This is a genomic window from Methylobacterium sp. 1A, from assembly GCF_058072805.1.
On the sequence record NZ_JBYQVE010000002.1, the window covers coordinates 570559 to 585325 of the forward strand.

Genomic DNA, 14767 nt, shown 5'->3' on the forward strand with positions numbered 1-14767 from the left:
GCTCAGACCGCCGCGAAGGCGAGCGCGCCGCCGGATTCGAGGCTCATGTCGAAGGTGACCTCACCGGCATGGTCGCCCCGGTACTCCAGGCTCGCGATCTGGAACGGCCCCTCCAGGATCCCGAAGGCCGGGATCACGATCTGGAACACCTCGACCGCGCCCCCGAAGAACAGCAGGCGCAGGCGCGCGTCCGAGGCCTGGTCGCGGAACACGCCCGAGCCGGCGATCGCGGCCCGCCGCACCCCGGCCCCGGCGAGCAGCTCGCGCCAGCGCCCGGCGGAATCGGCGTTGGTGACGTCGACGGTCTCGGCGTTGAGGGTGATCTGGCGGCTGCGCAGGCCCGCCACCGCCGCGAAGCCGCCCGCACCGTCGCCGGCCCGGATCAGCAGGTCCTTGCCCTTCTGCGCGCCCATCGGCACCCTCCTCACAGGTTCTCGGTGACGGCCTCGACCGTCAGGGTCGCCCTGGCCTCGCCGGTCCGGGCGTCGCGCCGGGCGCGGACGGCCCGCACCCGGAGGGTCACGAGCCGGCAGCCGGCCAGCGGCAGGACGAGGGGCGTCGGGGCGTCCCGGAGGAGCGCCGCCATGCGCGAAGCGGCGTCGAGGGCGGTGCGCACCGAGCCCGCCTGGGCGATCACCGCGATCGCGTGGCTGTGCCAATGGCGCTCGGCGCCGTCGACGGATTCGTCCGCGATCTCGGCGTCGCCGAACAGCGCGTAGACCGGGAGCGTGCCCCGCGGCGGCTCGTCGTAGAGCCGGACGCGGCCGCCCAGCAGCGCGGCCAGGGCGGCGTCGGCGGCGAAGCGGGCGATCAGGCCGGCGCGGAGCGCCAGGAGCGGGCCCGGATCGCTCACGACCGCCCCTCCCCGGGCAGCTCCTCGACGTGGCAGACCAGGTCGCGGCCCCGCGCGTCGGGCTCGGCGACGGCGCGGATCGCGAAGCGGCGCGGCCCGGCGGCGAGCCGCATGGTCGGGTCGAGCGCGGCCCGGCTCCGCAGGGTGACGCGGTAGGCGGGCCGCGTGTCGGTGCGGCCGCCGGCCGTTCGGTCGGCGAGTCCCGCCGGGGCGATCGCGCCCCACAGGACCGGGCCGGCCACGTAACGGCGCAGCACGCCCCCGAACCCGTCGGGCTCCTCCAGGGGCCGCTCGAGCACGAAGCGGCGCCGCCGCGCGCCGAGGGGCGGGCGTTGGAACGAGGTCGCCATCGGGGAAGCTCCGGGTGGGAGGATCACAGCCGCAGGCGCCGGAACGGCGCGCCGAGCGCGGCGGCGTCGGTGCGGGCGGCGTCGGGCTCGTCGCCGCGACGCTCGTAGCGGGCGGCGGCGAGGCGCAGGATCGCGAGGCGCAGGGGCTCGGGGAGCGGCGGCCCGTCGCCGCCGTACCCGGCCGCGACCTCGATCAGGATGGTGCGGCCGGCGGGATCCGGCGCGGCCGGATCCACCTGCAGCGACGGCGCCCCGTCCGGGTCGGGGCCGAGGCGCACCAGCCCGGCGTCGAGGTCGGTGACGCCTCCGGACGGGTCCGCGAGGCCGGCGCGGAGGATCGCGACCAGCGGGCTCAGGGGCAGCGGCACCTGCCCGTCCGGCGGCCAGGCCGTCAGGGCGATCCGGTACCGGCCCGGGACCAGGATCCGCCGGGTCTCGATCTCCAGGCTCGCGCGGGCCGCCGCGATCAGGGCCTGGAGCAGGCCGTCCTCGTCGGCGCCCGCGTCGGAGTCGACGCGCAGGTAGGCGCGCAGGTCGGGCACGCCCACCGGCTCGACGGCGGCGGCGGCGATGCGTAACGGGATCATCGCGCGTCTCTCTGCAGGTGGTCCGATGCCGATCCCGAAGTGCCGCCCGGCGGTCCGCGCCGCGCGGGTAGCGACCGTCACCGCGATCCTGATGGCGATCCCGGCGCTCGCGGCCGTCCCGGCGCGGGCGATCGTCGGCGGCACCGAGGCGCCGGCCGGCGGGGCCGTGATGGTCCTGTCGTCGAAGGGCGGTGTCTGCACCGGCGTGGTGCTCGCCCCCGACACGGTGCTGACCGCCGGCCACTGCCTCGCCGACGCCAAGGAGCACCGCGTCCATTTCCGCGACGCCGCCGGGGCGCCGGTGCTCGTCGACGTCACCGCCCAGGCGGTCCATCCGGGCTACGACGCCGGCGCGGCCGCTTCCCGGCGGCGCTCCGTCGATCTCGCGCTGCTGCGCACCGAGACGCCGCTGCCGCCGCGCTTCGCGCCCGTGACCCTGAGCGCCGCCCCGGCGCGGGCGGGCGAGACCCTGACCCTGTCGGGCTACGGCGCGGCCAAGCCCGGCGACCCGCGCTCCACCGGCACCTACCGCAGCCTCGGCCTGCCGGTGATCGAGCCCTACGGGCCGAGCCGCATCCTGGTCTGGCTGAAGGGCGCGGGCGGCGGCGCCTGCCAGGGCGATTCCGGCGGCCCGATCGCGGGACCGGACGGGGCGGTGCTGGCCCTGTCGGCCTGGATCGGGGGCGCCTGCGGCGGCCTCACCCAGGGCGTCCTGGTGGGGCCGCAGCGGGGCTGGATCGACCGCGTGCTCGACGGCTGGGACCGGACGGCGCGCTGGGCGCAGTAGCGGCGCGGCGCCGCGTGCGCAGGGAACCTCAGCTTGGCCGGGCTATTGCCTTGCTCTAGGCTCACTCGATCTGGGGCCCCTCGCCCCAGGCTCCCTCGGCGCCGCCTCCGGCGTCCCCCACCCGCGCCTGCGCGCGCCCGGAGTTCCCGATGTCCCCTCGCCCGATCCGAAAGGCCGGCCCCCGCGAGCGCAGCCTGCGCGGCGGCCTGTGGGGCGGGTTCCTGGGCCTGTCGCTGCTCGGCGCCCTCGGCGGCCTGCTGCCCACGCCCGCCGCGGCGGTGATCAACGGCACGACGACGCGGGACCCGAACGGGGCGCGGAGCTTCGTGGTGCGGATCGAGAGCACCGAGGGCGAGATCTGCTCGGGCACCCTGATCGCCCCGGACCTCGTGCTGAGCGCGGCCCACTGCGTGATGCGGCCGGCCGGCTACACGGTGATCAGCGTCGACCGGAACTTCCGCCAGCACCGGACCGCGGTGATCACCGCCTCCATGCACCCGGACTTCGTGCCCGGGACGACCCCCGAGGACCAGCCCGGCGTCGACCTGGCACTGCTCAAGCTCGAGCGCCCGCTCGGCAACGACTACGCGCCCCTCGATCCCCGGGGCGCGGGCTCGATCACCGACGGGCAGCCCGTGGACATCGCGGGCTTCGGCGTGGTGGCCGAGAACCGGCGGAACTCGGCGCGCATCCTGCGGCTCGCCCACCTCGTGTCGATCGGCTCGCTCCAGGTCGCCAACCGGGTGACCGTCGTCACCGACCGGCGGCGCATGGCCGAGACCTCGGGCGCCGGCGCCTGCCTGGGCGATTCCGGCGGCCCGATCCTGACCGGCGGCCCCGGCGGCTACCGGATCGTCGGCGTGGTGAGCTGGTCGAGCGGCGCCCTGCAGCAGGGCGCGCGCCGGACCGCCTGCGGCGGCTTCACCGCCGTGACCCCGGTGGCCGAGCATGCCGGCTGGATCGCCGCGCGCACGGCGGAGCTGTCGCGCATCCAGGTCGGCGACGCCCTGCCCCGCGGCAACCGGTCCGACTGGATGGCCCGTCCGGGCCGCCGCCGCTGAGGGGCCTCACCGCAGTCGGGCTGCGGCCTGACCGCCGCAAAGCCGCTGCCCGCCCCCGGATCCTTCGCGCCTGCGGGAACCCGGGGGCCGATCGGCACTTTTCGCATCCGAACCTTCCCGGCTCACGGAGCGAGAGCATGGCCGACACCGGCACCAGCAACACCCCGCGGACGCACAAGACCCGCAACAACACCGACTCGAACGCCAAGAAGGTCTCGATCGAGGCGCTCAACGCCCGGCTCGCGGACGGCATCGACCTCGCGCTGGCGATCAAGCAGGCCCACTGGAACCTCAAGGGGCCGCAGTTCATCGGCGTCCACGAGATGCTCGACGGGTTCCGCACCCAGCTCGATGAGCTGAACGACAGCGTCGCCGAGCGCGCGGTCCAGCTCGGCGCCACGGCCTTCGGCTCGACCCAGGCGGTCGCCGAGCGCACCAAGCTGCCGGCCTACCCGACCGGCATCTACGCCATCGCCGACCACATCGCCGCGCTGATCGACAGCTACGCCGCCTACGCCAACGCGGTCCGGCAGAACATCGACGAGACCGACGAGGCGGGCGACCCCGACACGGCCGACCTGTTCACCGAGATCTCGCGGGCGGTCGACAAGCACCTCTGGTTCCTCGAGGCGCACGTGCAGGAGCCGACCGGCACCCTGCGCGACGGCAACGCGGGCCGCTGAGGATCGCGGCGCCCCGCCTTCGGGCGGGGCGCGACTCGACGCGATCGGGGATACGAAAATGCCCGGCCGCGAGGCCGGGCTCAGTGGGGTCCCTTTGCACGGGGACATCAGGACCGGGAAGCTTTGGAGGGCGAACCGGTCCCGATCGGGGATCAGAAGTCGCGCTGGACGCGGAAGCGGAAGGTGGACACGCTGTCCGCCGTCGTGGTCCGCGGCACGAAGGTGCCGTTGTTGATGCCGGCGACGTTCGCGTAGGCCGTCGGGCTCTTGTCGCGGTCGATCACGCGACCGTTCTTGACGCCGATCTGGGTGTAGAAGCCCTCGACACCGATATCGAGGTCCTTGACCGGCGACCAGATGATGCTGCCGCCCGCCACGAACTGGTAGGTGTCGCGCAGCGCCTCGCTGAGCTGGTAGAACCGGGTGCCCGGCACGCCGACGGCGTTCACGCCGAAGGAGTTGGCACCGGCCGGGTTGGACAGCGCGAAGGCCGCGCCCTGGGCCAGACGGGCGCCGCTGCTGTAGTTCATCTCACCGTACGACCCGAAGAAGGCCGAGCGCCACTCCGGCGTCCAGTAGTGGAGGTACGAGGCCGTCGCGGTGAAGCTGGTCGACTGCTCCATCTGGCCCGTGAACGGGTTCACCGTGGCGTCGTTGAAGTACTGCGCGAACTTCTGGCCCTGGATGGTCGTCGGGTTCTGCGAGTAGCAGCCGCTGAACGCGCAGTAGCCGGTGTACATCTGCGAGCCGGAGCCGTAGGCGCCCTGCAGGTAGAGGGCGTCGCCCGGCGCGATGAACGGCGTGTTGATCTTCAGGCCGCCCTGCACCGCCCAGCCGTACGAGTTGCTGGTGTGGGGGATGCTGATGTTCGAGCCGGTGCCGGTGCCGGCGCCGTTGGCCACGTTGCCGACGTTCAGCTCGTGGACGGCCGCCGACAGCTGCGCCGAACCCCAGGCCTGGTCGAGGCGCAGGGCGCCGACGACGTCGGGCATGCGCGAGCGCTGGATCACGTCGACGAAGCTGTACCGGGTCGGCACGCCGTTGGTGTAGCCGATGAACACCTCGGCCGGAGCGTTCGTCTGAGCGAAATTGACGATGTTGGAGTTGTTCGTCACGCCGGCCGGATTGTTGGTCTGCGAGAAGATCGGGCTGCGGCGGAAGACCGGGTCTTCGGCCGAGATCGTGGCGGACAGGCCGTTGCCGAGCGTGGCCGTGTAGGCGAGCAGGTTGGTCGAGGCGATGTCGGAGCCGAGCGTGGCGCCGGCGAACTCGAAGTCGTGGGCGTAGAAGTCGAAGAACGACGAGGCGCGACCGGCGGTCATGCCGGCGAACTGGATGAAGGCCTTGTCGACGTTCACGAACTGCGAGGCGCGACCGAACTGGTCGATGCCGAGAGCCGGGAAGGCCTGGCCGATGCGCTGCTGGGTGCCCGACTGGCCGACGCCGGAATAGCCGGTGCGGGATCCGGCATCGAGGCGCACGAAGGCGCGCAGGGTGCCGTAGGCGGTCTGGGTGCGGGCATCGAGGTTGATGCGCATCCGGCCCTGGTAGCCCGACGTATCACCGACGTTCGAGCCGTTCTGCCGCGAGTAGCTGGTCATGTAGCCGCCCTCGAACCGGGCGCGGCCGGAGAGACGCAGGCAGGTGTCGGTGCCGGGGATGTAGAAGAAGCCGGCGCCGTACGCGCCGCAGACGCGGACGTACTCGATCGGGACAGCCTTCTTGACCGGCAGATCAGCCGCCTGCGCTGCGCTCGCCGCGGACAGAGCCGCGGCGGAACAGAGGAGCGTGTGCTTCAAGATCCTCATCGATTTCCCCAAAACGTCGAGACCCATATTGGAGACAGCATTCAGCCACGCAGGCCGCGCTGCTATTATTTGTTTCGGCCGAATTGATTCGTCTTGCCGATGAGCTCTGGTTCTTTCGAGCTCTTGTTCGAATAAGTTCCCGCAAATGGCCGCAGCCATCAATCCCAAATCGGAACGGCCACCCGTGCCGATGTATTCGGTGGCCGCGCGGCCACATAAAAATGATCTTGTTTGTCCGACGGAAACAGACACAGCACGAGCGTTTCGGCTGGAAAGCGTACTAACAGACTATGTTTCTATCAGAAACACTGTACTTCCCTGACAGATCGTATTGATCTACCGGAAACGAAGGGGTATTCGGCCGTCGAGCCCTCACGGGCCGGCTCGGACGCGGATCCGATCGCCCTGCAGGATGGCGCCGCGCCGGGCGGTGCGCGGGCCCCGCAGCGACGGACGTCTGCCGACGGGACCGGACCCGGACTGCTCGGTATCGAGAGGCGGCGCCGGGGTCTCGGCCCCCTCTCACCCCATCGGGTCGACCGGCACGGCCGATCGGCCCTAGGCGAGCCGCCCATGCGCAGCGCTTCGTTTCATCCCGTCCCACGCCCGAGTCGTCCGCGTACTGTTTCAGCGTTTCCATGATTTCCGCGCGTCCGCCCGAGCGGATCCGCGTCATGCAGCCCTTGAAATTGTGAGACGTCAGTGGAAATCGATCTTGAGACATATTATCAGGCGGCCATAACCGGCAGTCTGGCCTGTATTCGCTCGCTCGACCCGATCTACGGCGAGCGCTTCTTCTTCCTGCGCGTCCGCGAGGTGCGGAACGGCCGCATCGCCACCGCGCGCGGGATCTTCTGGGCGGTCAACGGCGAGAAATGCGATCCGGGCTGGGGCGGGGACGCGCACGCGCTGGTCGTCCCGACCCTGGCGCTCCTCGAGATGATCGAGCCGAACCTGGAGCGGATGGCGCAGTTCGGCGTCGACCGGCGGTTCGAGATCGCCGTGGCGCGGGCCGTGCTGGAGGGCCGCCTCACCGAGATGCCCGAGATGCCGCAGCCGCCGGTTCCGACCCTCAAGGAGGCGCAGGCCGAGCTGCAGGCCGCGATGGCCTACTGGGAGGCCGTGGACGTCCGCGAGGCGAAGCCCGGCACCTCGGTGCGGATCCGCCGGGAGGCCAGCGAGCGGCTGGTCACCGCCCGCACCAATCTCGAGCGGGCCAAGCAGCAGGCCGGGCGGCTCGCGGGCTGCGGCGACCGCGCGGGCTGCCCCAGCTAGGGTTGCCGCCGCGCGTCAGGAGAACTTCAGGAGCTTGAGCGCGTCGAAATCCTGCACCCCGCCGCCGACGCGCTTGGTGGTGTAGAACAGCACGTAGGGCTTGGCCGAGTACGGGTCGCGCAGCACCCGCATCCCGGTCCGGTCGACCACGAGGTAGCCCCGGCGGAAGTCGCCGAAGGCCACCGACAGGCTGTCCTTGGCGAGGTCCGGCATCGCCTCGGCCTCGGTGACCGGGAAGCCGACCAGCGTCGCGGACCGGCCGGCGGCGAGGGGCGGCTGCCAGAGATAGTTGCCCTCCGAATCCTTGAACTTGCGGATCGTGCTCTAGGTGCGCCGGTTCATGACGAAGCCGGCATTCTGCCGGTAGGCCGCCCGCAGCCCGTAGATCAGGTCGAACAGCGCGTCCCCCGGGCTCGCCGACGGGAAGGCCCCGGCCGTCCCGGTGGCGACCGTGCCGATCTTGCCCGGCACCCAGGCGGCGTTGGCGACCGTGTCGTAGCTCAGGAAGCCCCGCGGGCGGCTCGCGCCGTTGCCGGACACGAAGGCGACGCCCTCCTGCTCGGCGAAGGCCGTCTCCACCTCGGCCGAGAGCCACGCGTCGAGATCGACCACGGAATCGTCGAGGAGCGTCTGGGTGGCGGCCGGCATCGCGTAGAGCTCCATCGCGGGGAACGCGATCTCCGACAGGGCCGGCGCGGCGGTCTCGGGGCGCGGCGCGGTCTCGGCGGCCCAGCCGGTGACCGGCGCGCCCACCGAGACGGCGCGCTTGTACTGGGCGCCCGAGATCGGCTGCACGCTGGCGATCGACCGGATCGGCGAGACCTGGCCGAGGCGCGCGAGCACGGTCCGCTCGATCGTGTCGGGGACGAGGTAGCCGCCGTCCGGCCCGGAGCCGGCCGAGAGCGCCTTGGCCTCCAGGCGCTTGAGCCCGGCGCTCTCGCCCGCCCGGACGTAGAGGTCGAAGGCGGCCTTGTGCTCGTGCGCGGCCCCCGTCTCCCGGACGTCCGGCTGGCCGAGGGGCGGCCGGGCCCGCTCCAGGGCGATCCGGTCGAGCCGGGTGCGGGCGGCGTCGAGGGCCGCGTCGATCCGGGCGAGCTTCTCCTCGGTGAGCACGTCGACGCCGAGGCGGCCCTCGATCCGGTCGATCCGCGCGTCGTTCGTCTCCTTGAAGGCCGCGAAGGCGGCGGCGAGCTCGTCCAGGGCGGAGCGGACCGGGCCGCCGTCGGAATGGGCGGCCTTGTTCTCCAGCGGCGGCAGGCCGCCCAGCGGGGCGGGATCGGCGAGCGGGGTCTGGGCGTCCATGATGGGCCTCGTCGGGGGTGGAAGTCAGGACCGCGCGGCCGGCAGCGGCCAAGCGGCAGGTCTCGCGGCAGGTCTCGCGGCGGGTCTCGCGGCGGGTCCGAGGGCGCCCGGCGGCGCGATCAGGCCGGCGAGGCCGCGGATCGCGTCGGCCTCCGGGTCCGGAGCCGGGATCGACGCGGGGCTCGCCCTGGCCCCCGGCTGCAGCGGGAAGGTCACGAGCGAGATCTCCCAGAGATCGACCTGCTGGAGCCGGCGCTCGCCGCCGGCGCCCTTCCGGGCGCGCAGCGTGCGGAAGCCGATCGAGAGCCCGTCGAGGCCGCCGCCGCGCATCAGGGCGTCGACCTCGCGGGCGCGCTGCACCGCGAGGTTGAGCGCGCCCTCCGCGAACAGGCCGCGGCCGTCCTCGCGCAGGGCGAGCCAGCGGCCGATCGGCTCGGCCGGATCGTGCTGGAACAGGAGCCGCACGCCCGCGGCCCCGCGGCGGGCGAGGCTCGCCGCGAAGGCGCCCGGCACCACCACGTCGCGGCCGAGATCGGGCACGCCGAACAGGCTGGCATAGCCGGAGAAGTGGCCGTCCATGGGGGGATCCTCGGATGGGACAGTGAGGGCGCGCCCCGCGCCTCAGGGTGTGCCCGGCGCCCCCGGCATCGCGGGCGGGTAGCCCACGGCCTCCCGCTTCTCCGCCACCGACAGGAAGTCCGCGGCCTGGACCCGGCGCCACAGGGATTCCCGCTCCCCGGCCAGCGCCTCGATCCGGTCGAGGTCGGGCTCCAGGTCGATCGCCCCGAAGGCGGGTTCCAGCCAGCCGGCCAGCGCCCGGGCGGTGCGGGCCGCGAGGGGGATCAGGGTCTGGCGGTAGAGGGCGCGGTTGGCCTCGGCGTAGTTGGCGTGGGTGTTGTCGCCGGGGAGGCCGAGCAGCAGCGGCGGCACGCCGAAGGCCAGGGCGATCTCCCGGGCGGCCGCGTCCTTGGCCGCCACGAAATCCATGTCGCGCGGCGAGAGCGCGAGCGGCTTCCAGTCGAGGCCGCCCTCCAGCAGCAGCGGCCGGCCGGCATTGGCGGAACCCTGGTAGTTCGCCTCCAGCTCCGCCTTCAGCCGGTCGAATTGCGGCTCGGACAACGTCGCCCCGGCGAAGACCAGGGCGCCGGACGGCCGGGCGGCGTTATCGAGCAGCGCCTTGTTCCAGGCGCTCGCGGCGTTGTGGATGTCGAGGGCGGCGGCGGCGGCCGCGATCGGGGCGAGCCCGCCGGCCTCGTCCTCCGGGTGGAACAGCGTCAGCGCCAGGATCGGCGCCACGGCGATCCCCGGCTCGGGCAGGTCGAACCGGCGGCTGCGCCCGCCCGCGGTGTAGAGATAGGCCGCCGGCCAGCCGTCCGGGCCCGGCAGCACCCGCATCCGTCCGGGACGCAGGACCTGGAGCGCGGCGACCCGCCCGTCGAGGCTCACCGCCTCCAGGTAGGCCGTGCCGGTGAGGAGGAGGTCGGCGTAGAGCGTTTCCAGGAGGTGCGGCCCGCTCTCCCGGGGGTTCGGCCGCGCCAGCAGGGCGAGCAGGTCGCCCGCGCGCTCGGCGCCGGGGCCGGTGGCGATCAGCGGCAGGCCGGCGGCGCTCTCGGCGACGAGCCGCACTGCCCGGTGGACGACCGGGTTGGCCTGGTAGCCGGCCCGGGCAAGCGCCGCCGGATCGCGGGGCGTCCAGCTGGCCCGTCCCTCGGCGTAGAGGGCGAAGGCCGGGGCCGCGGCGGCCTTGGTGGCGAGGGCCGGGCCGCCGGCGGCGCGGCGCGCGACCCGCGCCAGGCGTTCGAGGAGGGTCGACATGCCGGTCCGTTCCTGAGCTATGGTCACGCGATGCAGCCCCGGATCCCCACACGGCCCCAGGCGCGGCCCCAGGCGCGGTTCGGGGGACGGGTCCGGGCGGGGACCCGCGTCGCGGCGCGGGTCGCGGCTCTGGTCCCAGCGCTCGTCGCCGGGCCTCTGTCCGGGCCTCTGGCCGGGCCCCTGTCCGGGCCACTGGCCGCGCCCCCGGCCGCGCCGGCCCGGGCCGCGGATGCGCCCGCACCCGCACCCCTGTGGCCGGAGCCCGACGGGACCCTGATCCTGGCGCGCCCCTTCGGCCGGTCCGAGATCAGCCTGCGCCTGTCCCGGCGGGTCGCCGGGGCGGTGGACACGCTGACCTGGGACGGCGTCACCTTCCTCGCCGACACCGAGCCCGGCGATGCCCTGCAGGCGCGGGCGGAGATCGGCTCCGGCGCCGCCTGCCGCCGGGCGAGCGAGGCCGGCACCCCGCAGGACGGGTCCGGCGCGCCCGCGGCCCGGCGGCTCCGCGCCCTGCGCGCCGGCCGGAGCTGGGCCGAGACCGAGACCCGCATGGCCTGGGACGGCCCCGCCGACCCGGCCGACGAGCCGCCCGCGGACTGCCCGACCGCCTCCGCGAGCCCCGCGATCCCGGCCCCGCCCCCGGCCCCGCTCCTGCGCAAGCGGGTCGCCCTCGGCCTGCCGGGCCTCGGCAACGCCGTGGAGGTGCAGGCGAGCTTCAACCTGACCGAGCCCGCGGCGGCGCTGCGTCTCGAACCCCTCGCCGCCGCGGTGCCGGCGGAGTTCTCCGCGGCCTGGCGCTTCGACCCGTCGACCGGCGGGCTCGCGCCCCTCGGCCCCGGAGCGGGGGAGCGGCCGGACCCGGTGATCCTGGCGACGCCGGAGGGCTCGCACGCCCTCGCGGTCTGGGCCCCGGGTCCGCCGGAGCAGGAGCCCGACGCGCCGCGGCCCGGCTTCGCGGTCGCGCCCGAGGCCGGGGCGAACCGCCTGAGCTGCCGCTTCCGGCTGGCGAACGCCGCCGCCGGCGCGCACGATTTCGCCTGCTACGCCCTGGTCGGCACCCTCGCCGACGTCCGGGCCGCCCTTCGGAGCCTGACCACGCCGCCCTGACCGGCCCGGCGCCGACCTGTGCTAGACTGTCCGGACCGACGAACCGATGGAGGTTCCGATGGACAGAAAGCAGGCCCTCGAACTCGCGATCTTCGTCATCGCGCTCGTCCCCTTCCTCCGCTGCCTCATGCCCTCCGCGACGCGCTCCCGGGGGCCCCGCCGCTCCGGCTCCCTCAGCTACGATTCGGGCTCCGGCGGCGACGGCGGCGCGATCTTCGGCGATGGCGGCTGCCACGGCAGCGACGGCGGCAGCTGCGGCGACGGCGGCGGCGGTGATGGCGGTGGCGGCGGCGATTGAGCGACCGCTCGGGCGTCCAAGAGCCCGGCACGCCCAGGAACCCGGCACGCCCAGGAACCCGGCACGCCGATGTGCCGGGGTCGGGCAGCGACGACGGTTCGGGAATCGCAGCCGGGCCGCGGCGCCCGGGAAGGACGGCGGGGATCAACCCGACAGATGCGCCGCTCAATCCGCCCGCCGTCGGCGCGCAATACGGAGAATTACGGTGGAGATTCCCAGCTCAGGACCGCGTGCCGTGGCCTGATCGCTACAGATTTGGCGCACGACATTGTGTATACAGCATGCAGTTCGTTCCAGAGACCACGAACCGACTCCGGCGCGCTTCACCCGAAGCGCGCCGAATTGTTTCCGGCGACCGCTGTCACAACCGCCGGATCCGGGGCGCAGCCCGGGGCTCCAGCATCAGGTGCGTGAGCGCCCAGACCAGGGCATCGAGACGGTCGGGCGAGGTCCCGCCGGACAGGCCGTCCGGGCCGAAATCGCACAGCTCGTCCTCCAGCGCCGGGAAGGCGCCGACGTGGTGGACCAGCCCGCGGGCGTAGAGCAGCGAGACCGGCTCGGCGCGCAGGTACTTGCCCCGCATGGCGTGGACCCGGGTCACCGGCACGGCGGGGTCGCACTGGCCCAGCACGGCGGCGGCCATCTCGCCGCCCTGGTTGACCTCGACCACGAGGGCGTCGGCCCGGAGCCGGTGGTAGAGCGCCAGCGCCGCGGCCGCCCAGGCCTGCGGGGTGGCGCGGGCGAGGCTCGCGTCGGCCAGCACGTAGGCGTGCCCGCCCGCGCGCCCGGCCGCCACGATCCCGCAGGCGTCCGAGCGCGCGCCCGAGGCGGCGGGGGGATCCACCGCCACGACGATCCGCCCGAGATCGGGCGCCGCGGCGAGGCGGCCGGCCTCCAGGGCCGCGCGCGTCCACAGGCCGTCGTCCCGGTCGGCGATGAGCTCGCCGTCGAGTTCCTGCCGGCCGAGCCGCGTGCCGGCGTAGCGCCCGACCACCTGCTGGAGGAAGTCGGGTGCGAGATGCGCGGCGTTGTCGTGGGTCCGGGCACGGCTCACCACCGTGCGCGGGTCGGCGAGCAGGCGGCGGATCAGCGGCACCGGCCGGGGCGTCGTCGTCACGAGGTTGCGCGGCCGGGCGCCGAGGCGCAGGCCGAACTGCAGCATGTCGAAGGCCGCCTCGGGCCGGCGCCACTTGGCGGCCTCGTCGCACCACGCGGCGCCGAATTGCGGGCCGCGCAGCGCGTCGGGCTCCTCCGCCGAGAAGGCGAGCGCGACGGCGCCGTTGCTCCACTCCACCCGGCGGCGGCTCGGCGACCAGGTGGGCCGGGCCCGTCCCCGCGCCGGCAGGCCGAGGAGGCCGGAGGGCCCCTCGACCATCACGTCGCGCACGTCGAGATGGGTCTCGCCCACCAGGGCGATCCGCCCGACCGGCGCGCCCGCGAAGGCCGGGTCGCCGCGCGCGAGGGCGTCGACCCACTCGGCCCCGGTGCGGGTCTTGCCGCTGCCGCGGCCGCCGATCACCGCCCAGGTGGTCCAGGGCGCCGCGTCGGGCGGCGGCAGCTGGTCCGGCCGGGCCTGGTGCAGCCAGTCGCCCGCGAGCGCCCGGAGGAGGTCCGGCGGCAGCGTCTCGAGGAAGTCAGGCAGCCGCCCGGCCGCCGACAAAGCCAGCAACGCGTCGCGCGATCTCCGCGGGCAGGTCGGGCTCGGTGCCGGGTCCGGTGTCGCGTCCGTTGCCATCGCCCCCCTCCCCCGCGGCGCCGCGCGCGCCCTCCGCATCCACCGTGTCGAGGAGCCGCTTGAGGCCGCCGAGGTCGCGCAGGATTCGGGCGGAGTCGCTCGCGCCCGCCCCCGCCCCGCTCAGAGCCGCGTCGAAGGCGGCGATCTGCCGGGCGATGTGGGCGCGCAGACGCGCCCGCAGGGTCGCCGGGTCGGCCGCGGGGTCGCCGCGCCCGGTGACCGCCGGCGGCAGGTCAGCCCCGAAGGCCGTGGCCATCATCGCCGGGTCGAGCCGGCCGAGACCGAGGATCTCGGTGACGTCGCCGGGATCGGCGCCAGGCGTGCACAGCAGGCGGATCAGGGCGGCCCGGCGCGCCGCCGGCCAGCGCCCCGTCAGGAGCCGCGGCCGGTGCTGCCGCGGCCTCGGCCAGCCGGCCCGGGCGTTCCAGGTGTGCACGGTCTTCGGGTGCACGCCGAGACGGGCCGCGATCGCGTCGCACGTCAGGTCGGTCTCGCGCAGGAGCGTCAGGGCCTCGGCGCGGCTGTCCGCCCTGCTGGGAGGGGGTGGCCACATCGGGGTCTCTCCGCACACGTCTCGACCGTGCCTGGTTGATACCCCGGCAGCGCGCCGGTGTCAAGCGTTAATTCCTATTTCTCGGCTGATATAGGACTTAAGGCATCGTTCGGTCTCAGCCCGCCCAGTGCGCCACGCCGCCGTGACCCGAGCAGGTGCCTCAACGGGTGTGGCTGAAGCTCCACGTGCCGTCCCGGCACTTGGCCGTGGCGCCCGCGGGCTTCCTGCCGTCGAGGCTCTTGGCCGGCCGGTGGACGTCGGACCCGTCCCGGCTGCGGTAGTGGCCGTGGCGGTCGAGGTTCCGGTCGTCGGGCTCCGAGAACGGCCGGGCGACGGCGCCGCCCGACAGGCCGAGGAGGACGAGGCCGGCGAGCACCGGCCAGCGGGCGGCGTTCGTCGCGGTCGGGACAGGCAGCACGGCACCCTCAAGGTTGTATCATCTGCCAAGAGACACAACCGGGTCGGGGCGTCACGAACTATCTGTGGTTATCCAGAAGCCAGCTACAGGTTGTGTGCGCGGGTCACGGGCTGCGCGCGGGCCGGACCTCGGCCG

General features: G+C 74.3%; 16 protein-coding genes and 1 pseudogene. 6 read left to right on the plus strand and 11 right to left on the minus strand.

What is annotated here, in order from left to right:
- Positions 1-2: 2 nt before the first annotated feature.
- Genes ACX9MN_RS22945 through ACX9MN_RS22960 form a run of 4 tightly spaced genes read right to left on the minus strand, consistent with a single transcriptional unit; the run spans position 3 to position 1790 of the window.
- Positions 3-413 (minus strand): phage major tail protein, TP901-1 family, encoded by a 411-nt coding sequence (locus ACX9MN_RS22945; RefSeq protein ID WP_489725541.1) that lies wholly within the window; start codon positions 411-413, stop codon positions 3-5.
- Between the two features lie 11 nt (positions 414-424).
- The gene (gene gp17, locus ACX9MN_RS22950; protein ID WP_091676189.1) at positions 425-853 is read right to left on the minus strand and encodes a tail completion protein gp17; all 429 of its coding nucleotides are present in this window, start codon (positions 851-853) and stop codon (positions 425-427) included.
- Positions 850-1203 carry a head-tail adaptor protein gene (locus tag ACX9MN_RS22955; RefSeq protein ID WP_489725542.1) on the minus strand — a complete coding sequence of 118 codons (354 nt, stop codon included), beginning with the start codon at positions 1201-1203 and terminating at the stop codon, positions 850-852. The genes gp17 and ACX9MN_RS22955 overlap by 4 nt, the downstream gene beginning before the upstream one ends.
- A 23-nt stretch (positions 1204-1226) precedes the next feature.
- Positions 1227-1790, minus strand: coding sequence for a head-tail connector protein (locus tag ACX9MN_RS22960; RefSeq protein WP_020090920.1), 564 nt, complete (start codon positions 1788-1790; stop codon positions 1227-1229).
- Between the two features lie 25 nt (positions 1791-1815).
- Here ACX9MN_RS22960 and ACX9MN_RS22965 point away from each other — a divergent pair, with 25 nt between their 5' ends.
- From ACX9MN_RS22965 to dps, 3 genes are all read left to right on the plus strand, one after another.
- Complete coding sequence (locus ACX9MN_RS22965) at positions 1816-2577, plus strand: S1 family peptidase (RefSeq protein ID WP_489725543.1); 762 nt, start codon at positions 1816-1818, stop codon at positions 2575-2577.
- 149 nt (positions 2578-2726) lie between these two features.
- A complete protein-coding gene (locus tag ACX9MN_RS22970) occupies positions 2727-3638 on the plus strand; it encodes a S1 family peptidase (protein ID WP_489725544.1) in 912 nt (303 codons plus the stop codon).
- A gap of 137 nt (positions 3639-3775) precedes the next feature.
- Positions 3776-4321, plus strand: coding sequence for a DNA starvation/stationary phase protection protein Dps (gene dps, locus ACX9MN_RS22975; RefSeq protein WP_012321876.1), 546 nt, complete (start codon positions 3776-3778; stop codon positions 4319-4321).
- A gap of 152 nt (positions 4322-4473) precedes the next feature.
- Here the strand turns inward: dps and ACX9MN_RS22980 are convergent, their stop codons facing one another.
- Positions 4474-6129: a porin gene (locus tag ACX9MN_RS22980; RefSeq protein ID WP_489725545.1), complete on the minus strand. Its 1656-nt coding sequence runs from the start codon at positions 6127-6129 to the stop codon at positions 4474-4476.
- 702 nt (positions 6130-6831) lie between these two features.
- Here ACX9MN_RS22980 and ACX9MN_RS22985 point away from each other — a divergent pair.
- A complete protein-coding gene (locus ACX9MN_RS22985) occupies positions 6832-7404 on the plus strand; it encodes a hypothetical protein (protein WP_489725546.1) in 573 nt (190 codons plus the stop codon).
- A 15-nt stretch (positions 7405-7419) separates the two neighbouring features.
- On the opposite strand, the pseudogene ACX9MN_RS22990 reads toward ACX9MN_RS22985, so the two are convergent.
- The 3 genes and pseudogenes from ACX9MN_RS22990 to ACX9MN_RS23000 form a co-directional block, all read right to left on the minus strand.
- A pseudogene (locus tag ACX9MN_RS22990) lies at positions 7420-8706 on the minus strand (phage major capsid protein).
- 24 nt (positions 8707-8730) lie between these two features.
- On the minus strand, positions 8731-9285 hold the full coding sequence (locus ACX9MN_RS22995) for an HK97 family phage prohead protease (protein ID WP_489725547.1): 555 nt from the start codon (positions 9283-9285) through the stop codon (positions 8731-8733).
- Positions 9286-9327: 42 nt separating this feature from the next.
- The gene (locus ACX9MN_RS23000) at positions 9328-10521 is read right to left on the minus strand and encodes a phage portal protein (protein WP_091926456.1); all 1194 of its coding nucleotides are present in this window, start codon (positions 10519-10521) and stop codon (positions 9328-9330) included.
- 30 nt (positions 10522-10551) lie between these two features.
- Between ACX9MN_RS23000 and ACX9MN_RS23005 the strand changes: the two genes are divergently transcribed.
- Both ACX9MN_RS23005 and ACX9MN_RS23010 read left to right on the plus strand, forming a co-directional pair.
- Positions 10552-11628, plus strand: coding sequence for a hypothetical protein (locus tag ACX9MN_RS23005; RefSeq protein ID WP_489725548.1), 1077 nt, complete (start codon positions 10552-10554; stop codon positions 11626-11628).
- 58 nt (positions 11629-11686) lie between these two features.
- Complete coding sequence (locus ACX9MN_RS23010) at positions 11687-11926, plus strand: hypothetical protein (RefSeq protein ID WP_244540751.1); 240 nt, start codon at positions 11687-11689, stop codon at positions 11924-11926.
- Positions 11927-12287: 361 nt separating this feature from the next.
- Here the strand turns inward: ACX9MN_RS23010 and ACX9MN_RS23015 are convergent, their stop codons facing one another.
- The 3 genes from ACX9MN_RS23015 to ACX9MN_RS23025 form a co-directional block, all read right to left on the minus strand.
- Positions 12288-13586: a DNA-packaging protein gene (locus tag ACX9MN_RS23015; protein WP_489726347.1), complete on the minus strand. Its 1299-nt coding sequence runs from the start codon at positions 13584-13586 to the stop codon at positions 12288-12290.
- Complete coding sequence (locus ACX9MN_RS23020; protein ID WP_489725549.1) at positions 13561-14214, minus strand: helix-turn-helix domain-containing protein; 654 nt, start codon at positions 14212-14214, stop codon at positions 13561-13563. The genes ACX9MN_RS23015 and ACX9MN_RS23020 overlap by 26 nt, the downstream gene beginning before the upstream one ends.
- Before the next feature lie 160 nt (positions 14215-14374).
- The gene (locus ACX9MN_RS23025) at positions 14375-14632 is read right to left on the minus strand and encodes a DUF3761 domain-containing protein (protein WP_489725550.1); all 258 of its coding nucleotides are present in this window, start codon (positions 14630-14632) and stop codon (positions 14375-14377) included.
- Positions 14633-14767: the final 135 nt, after the last annotated feature.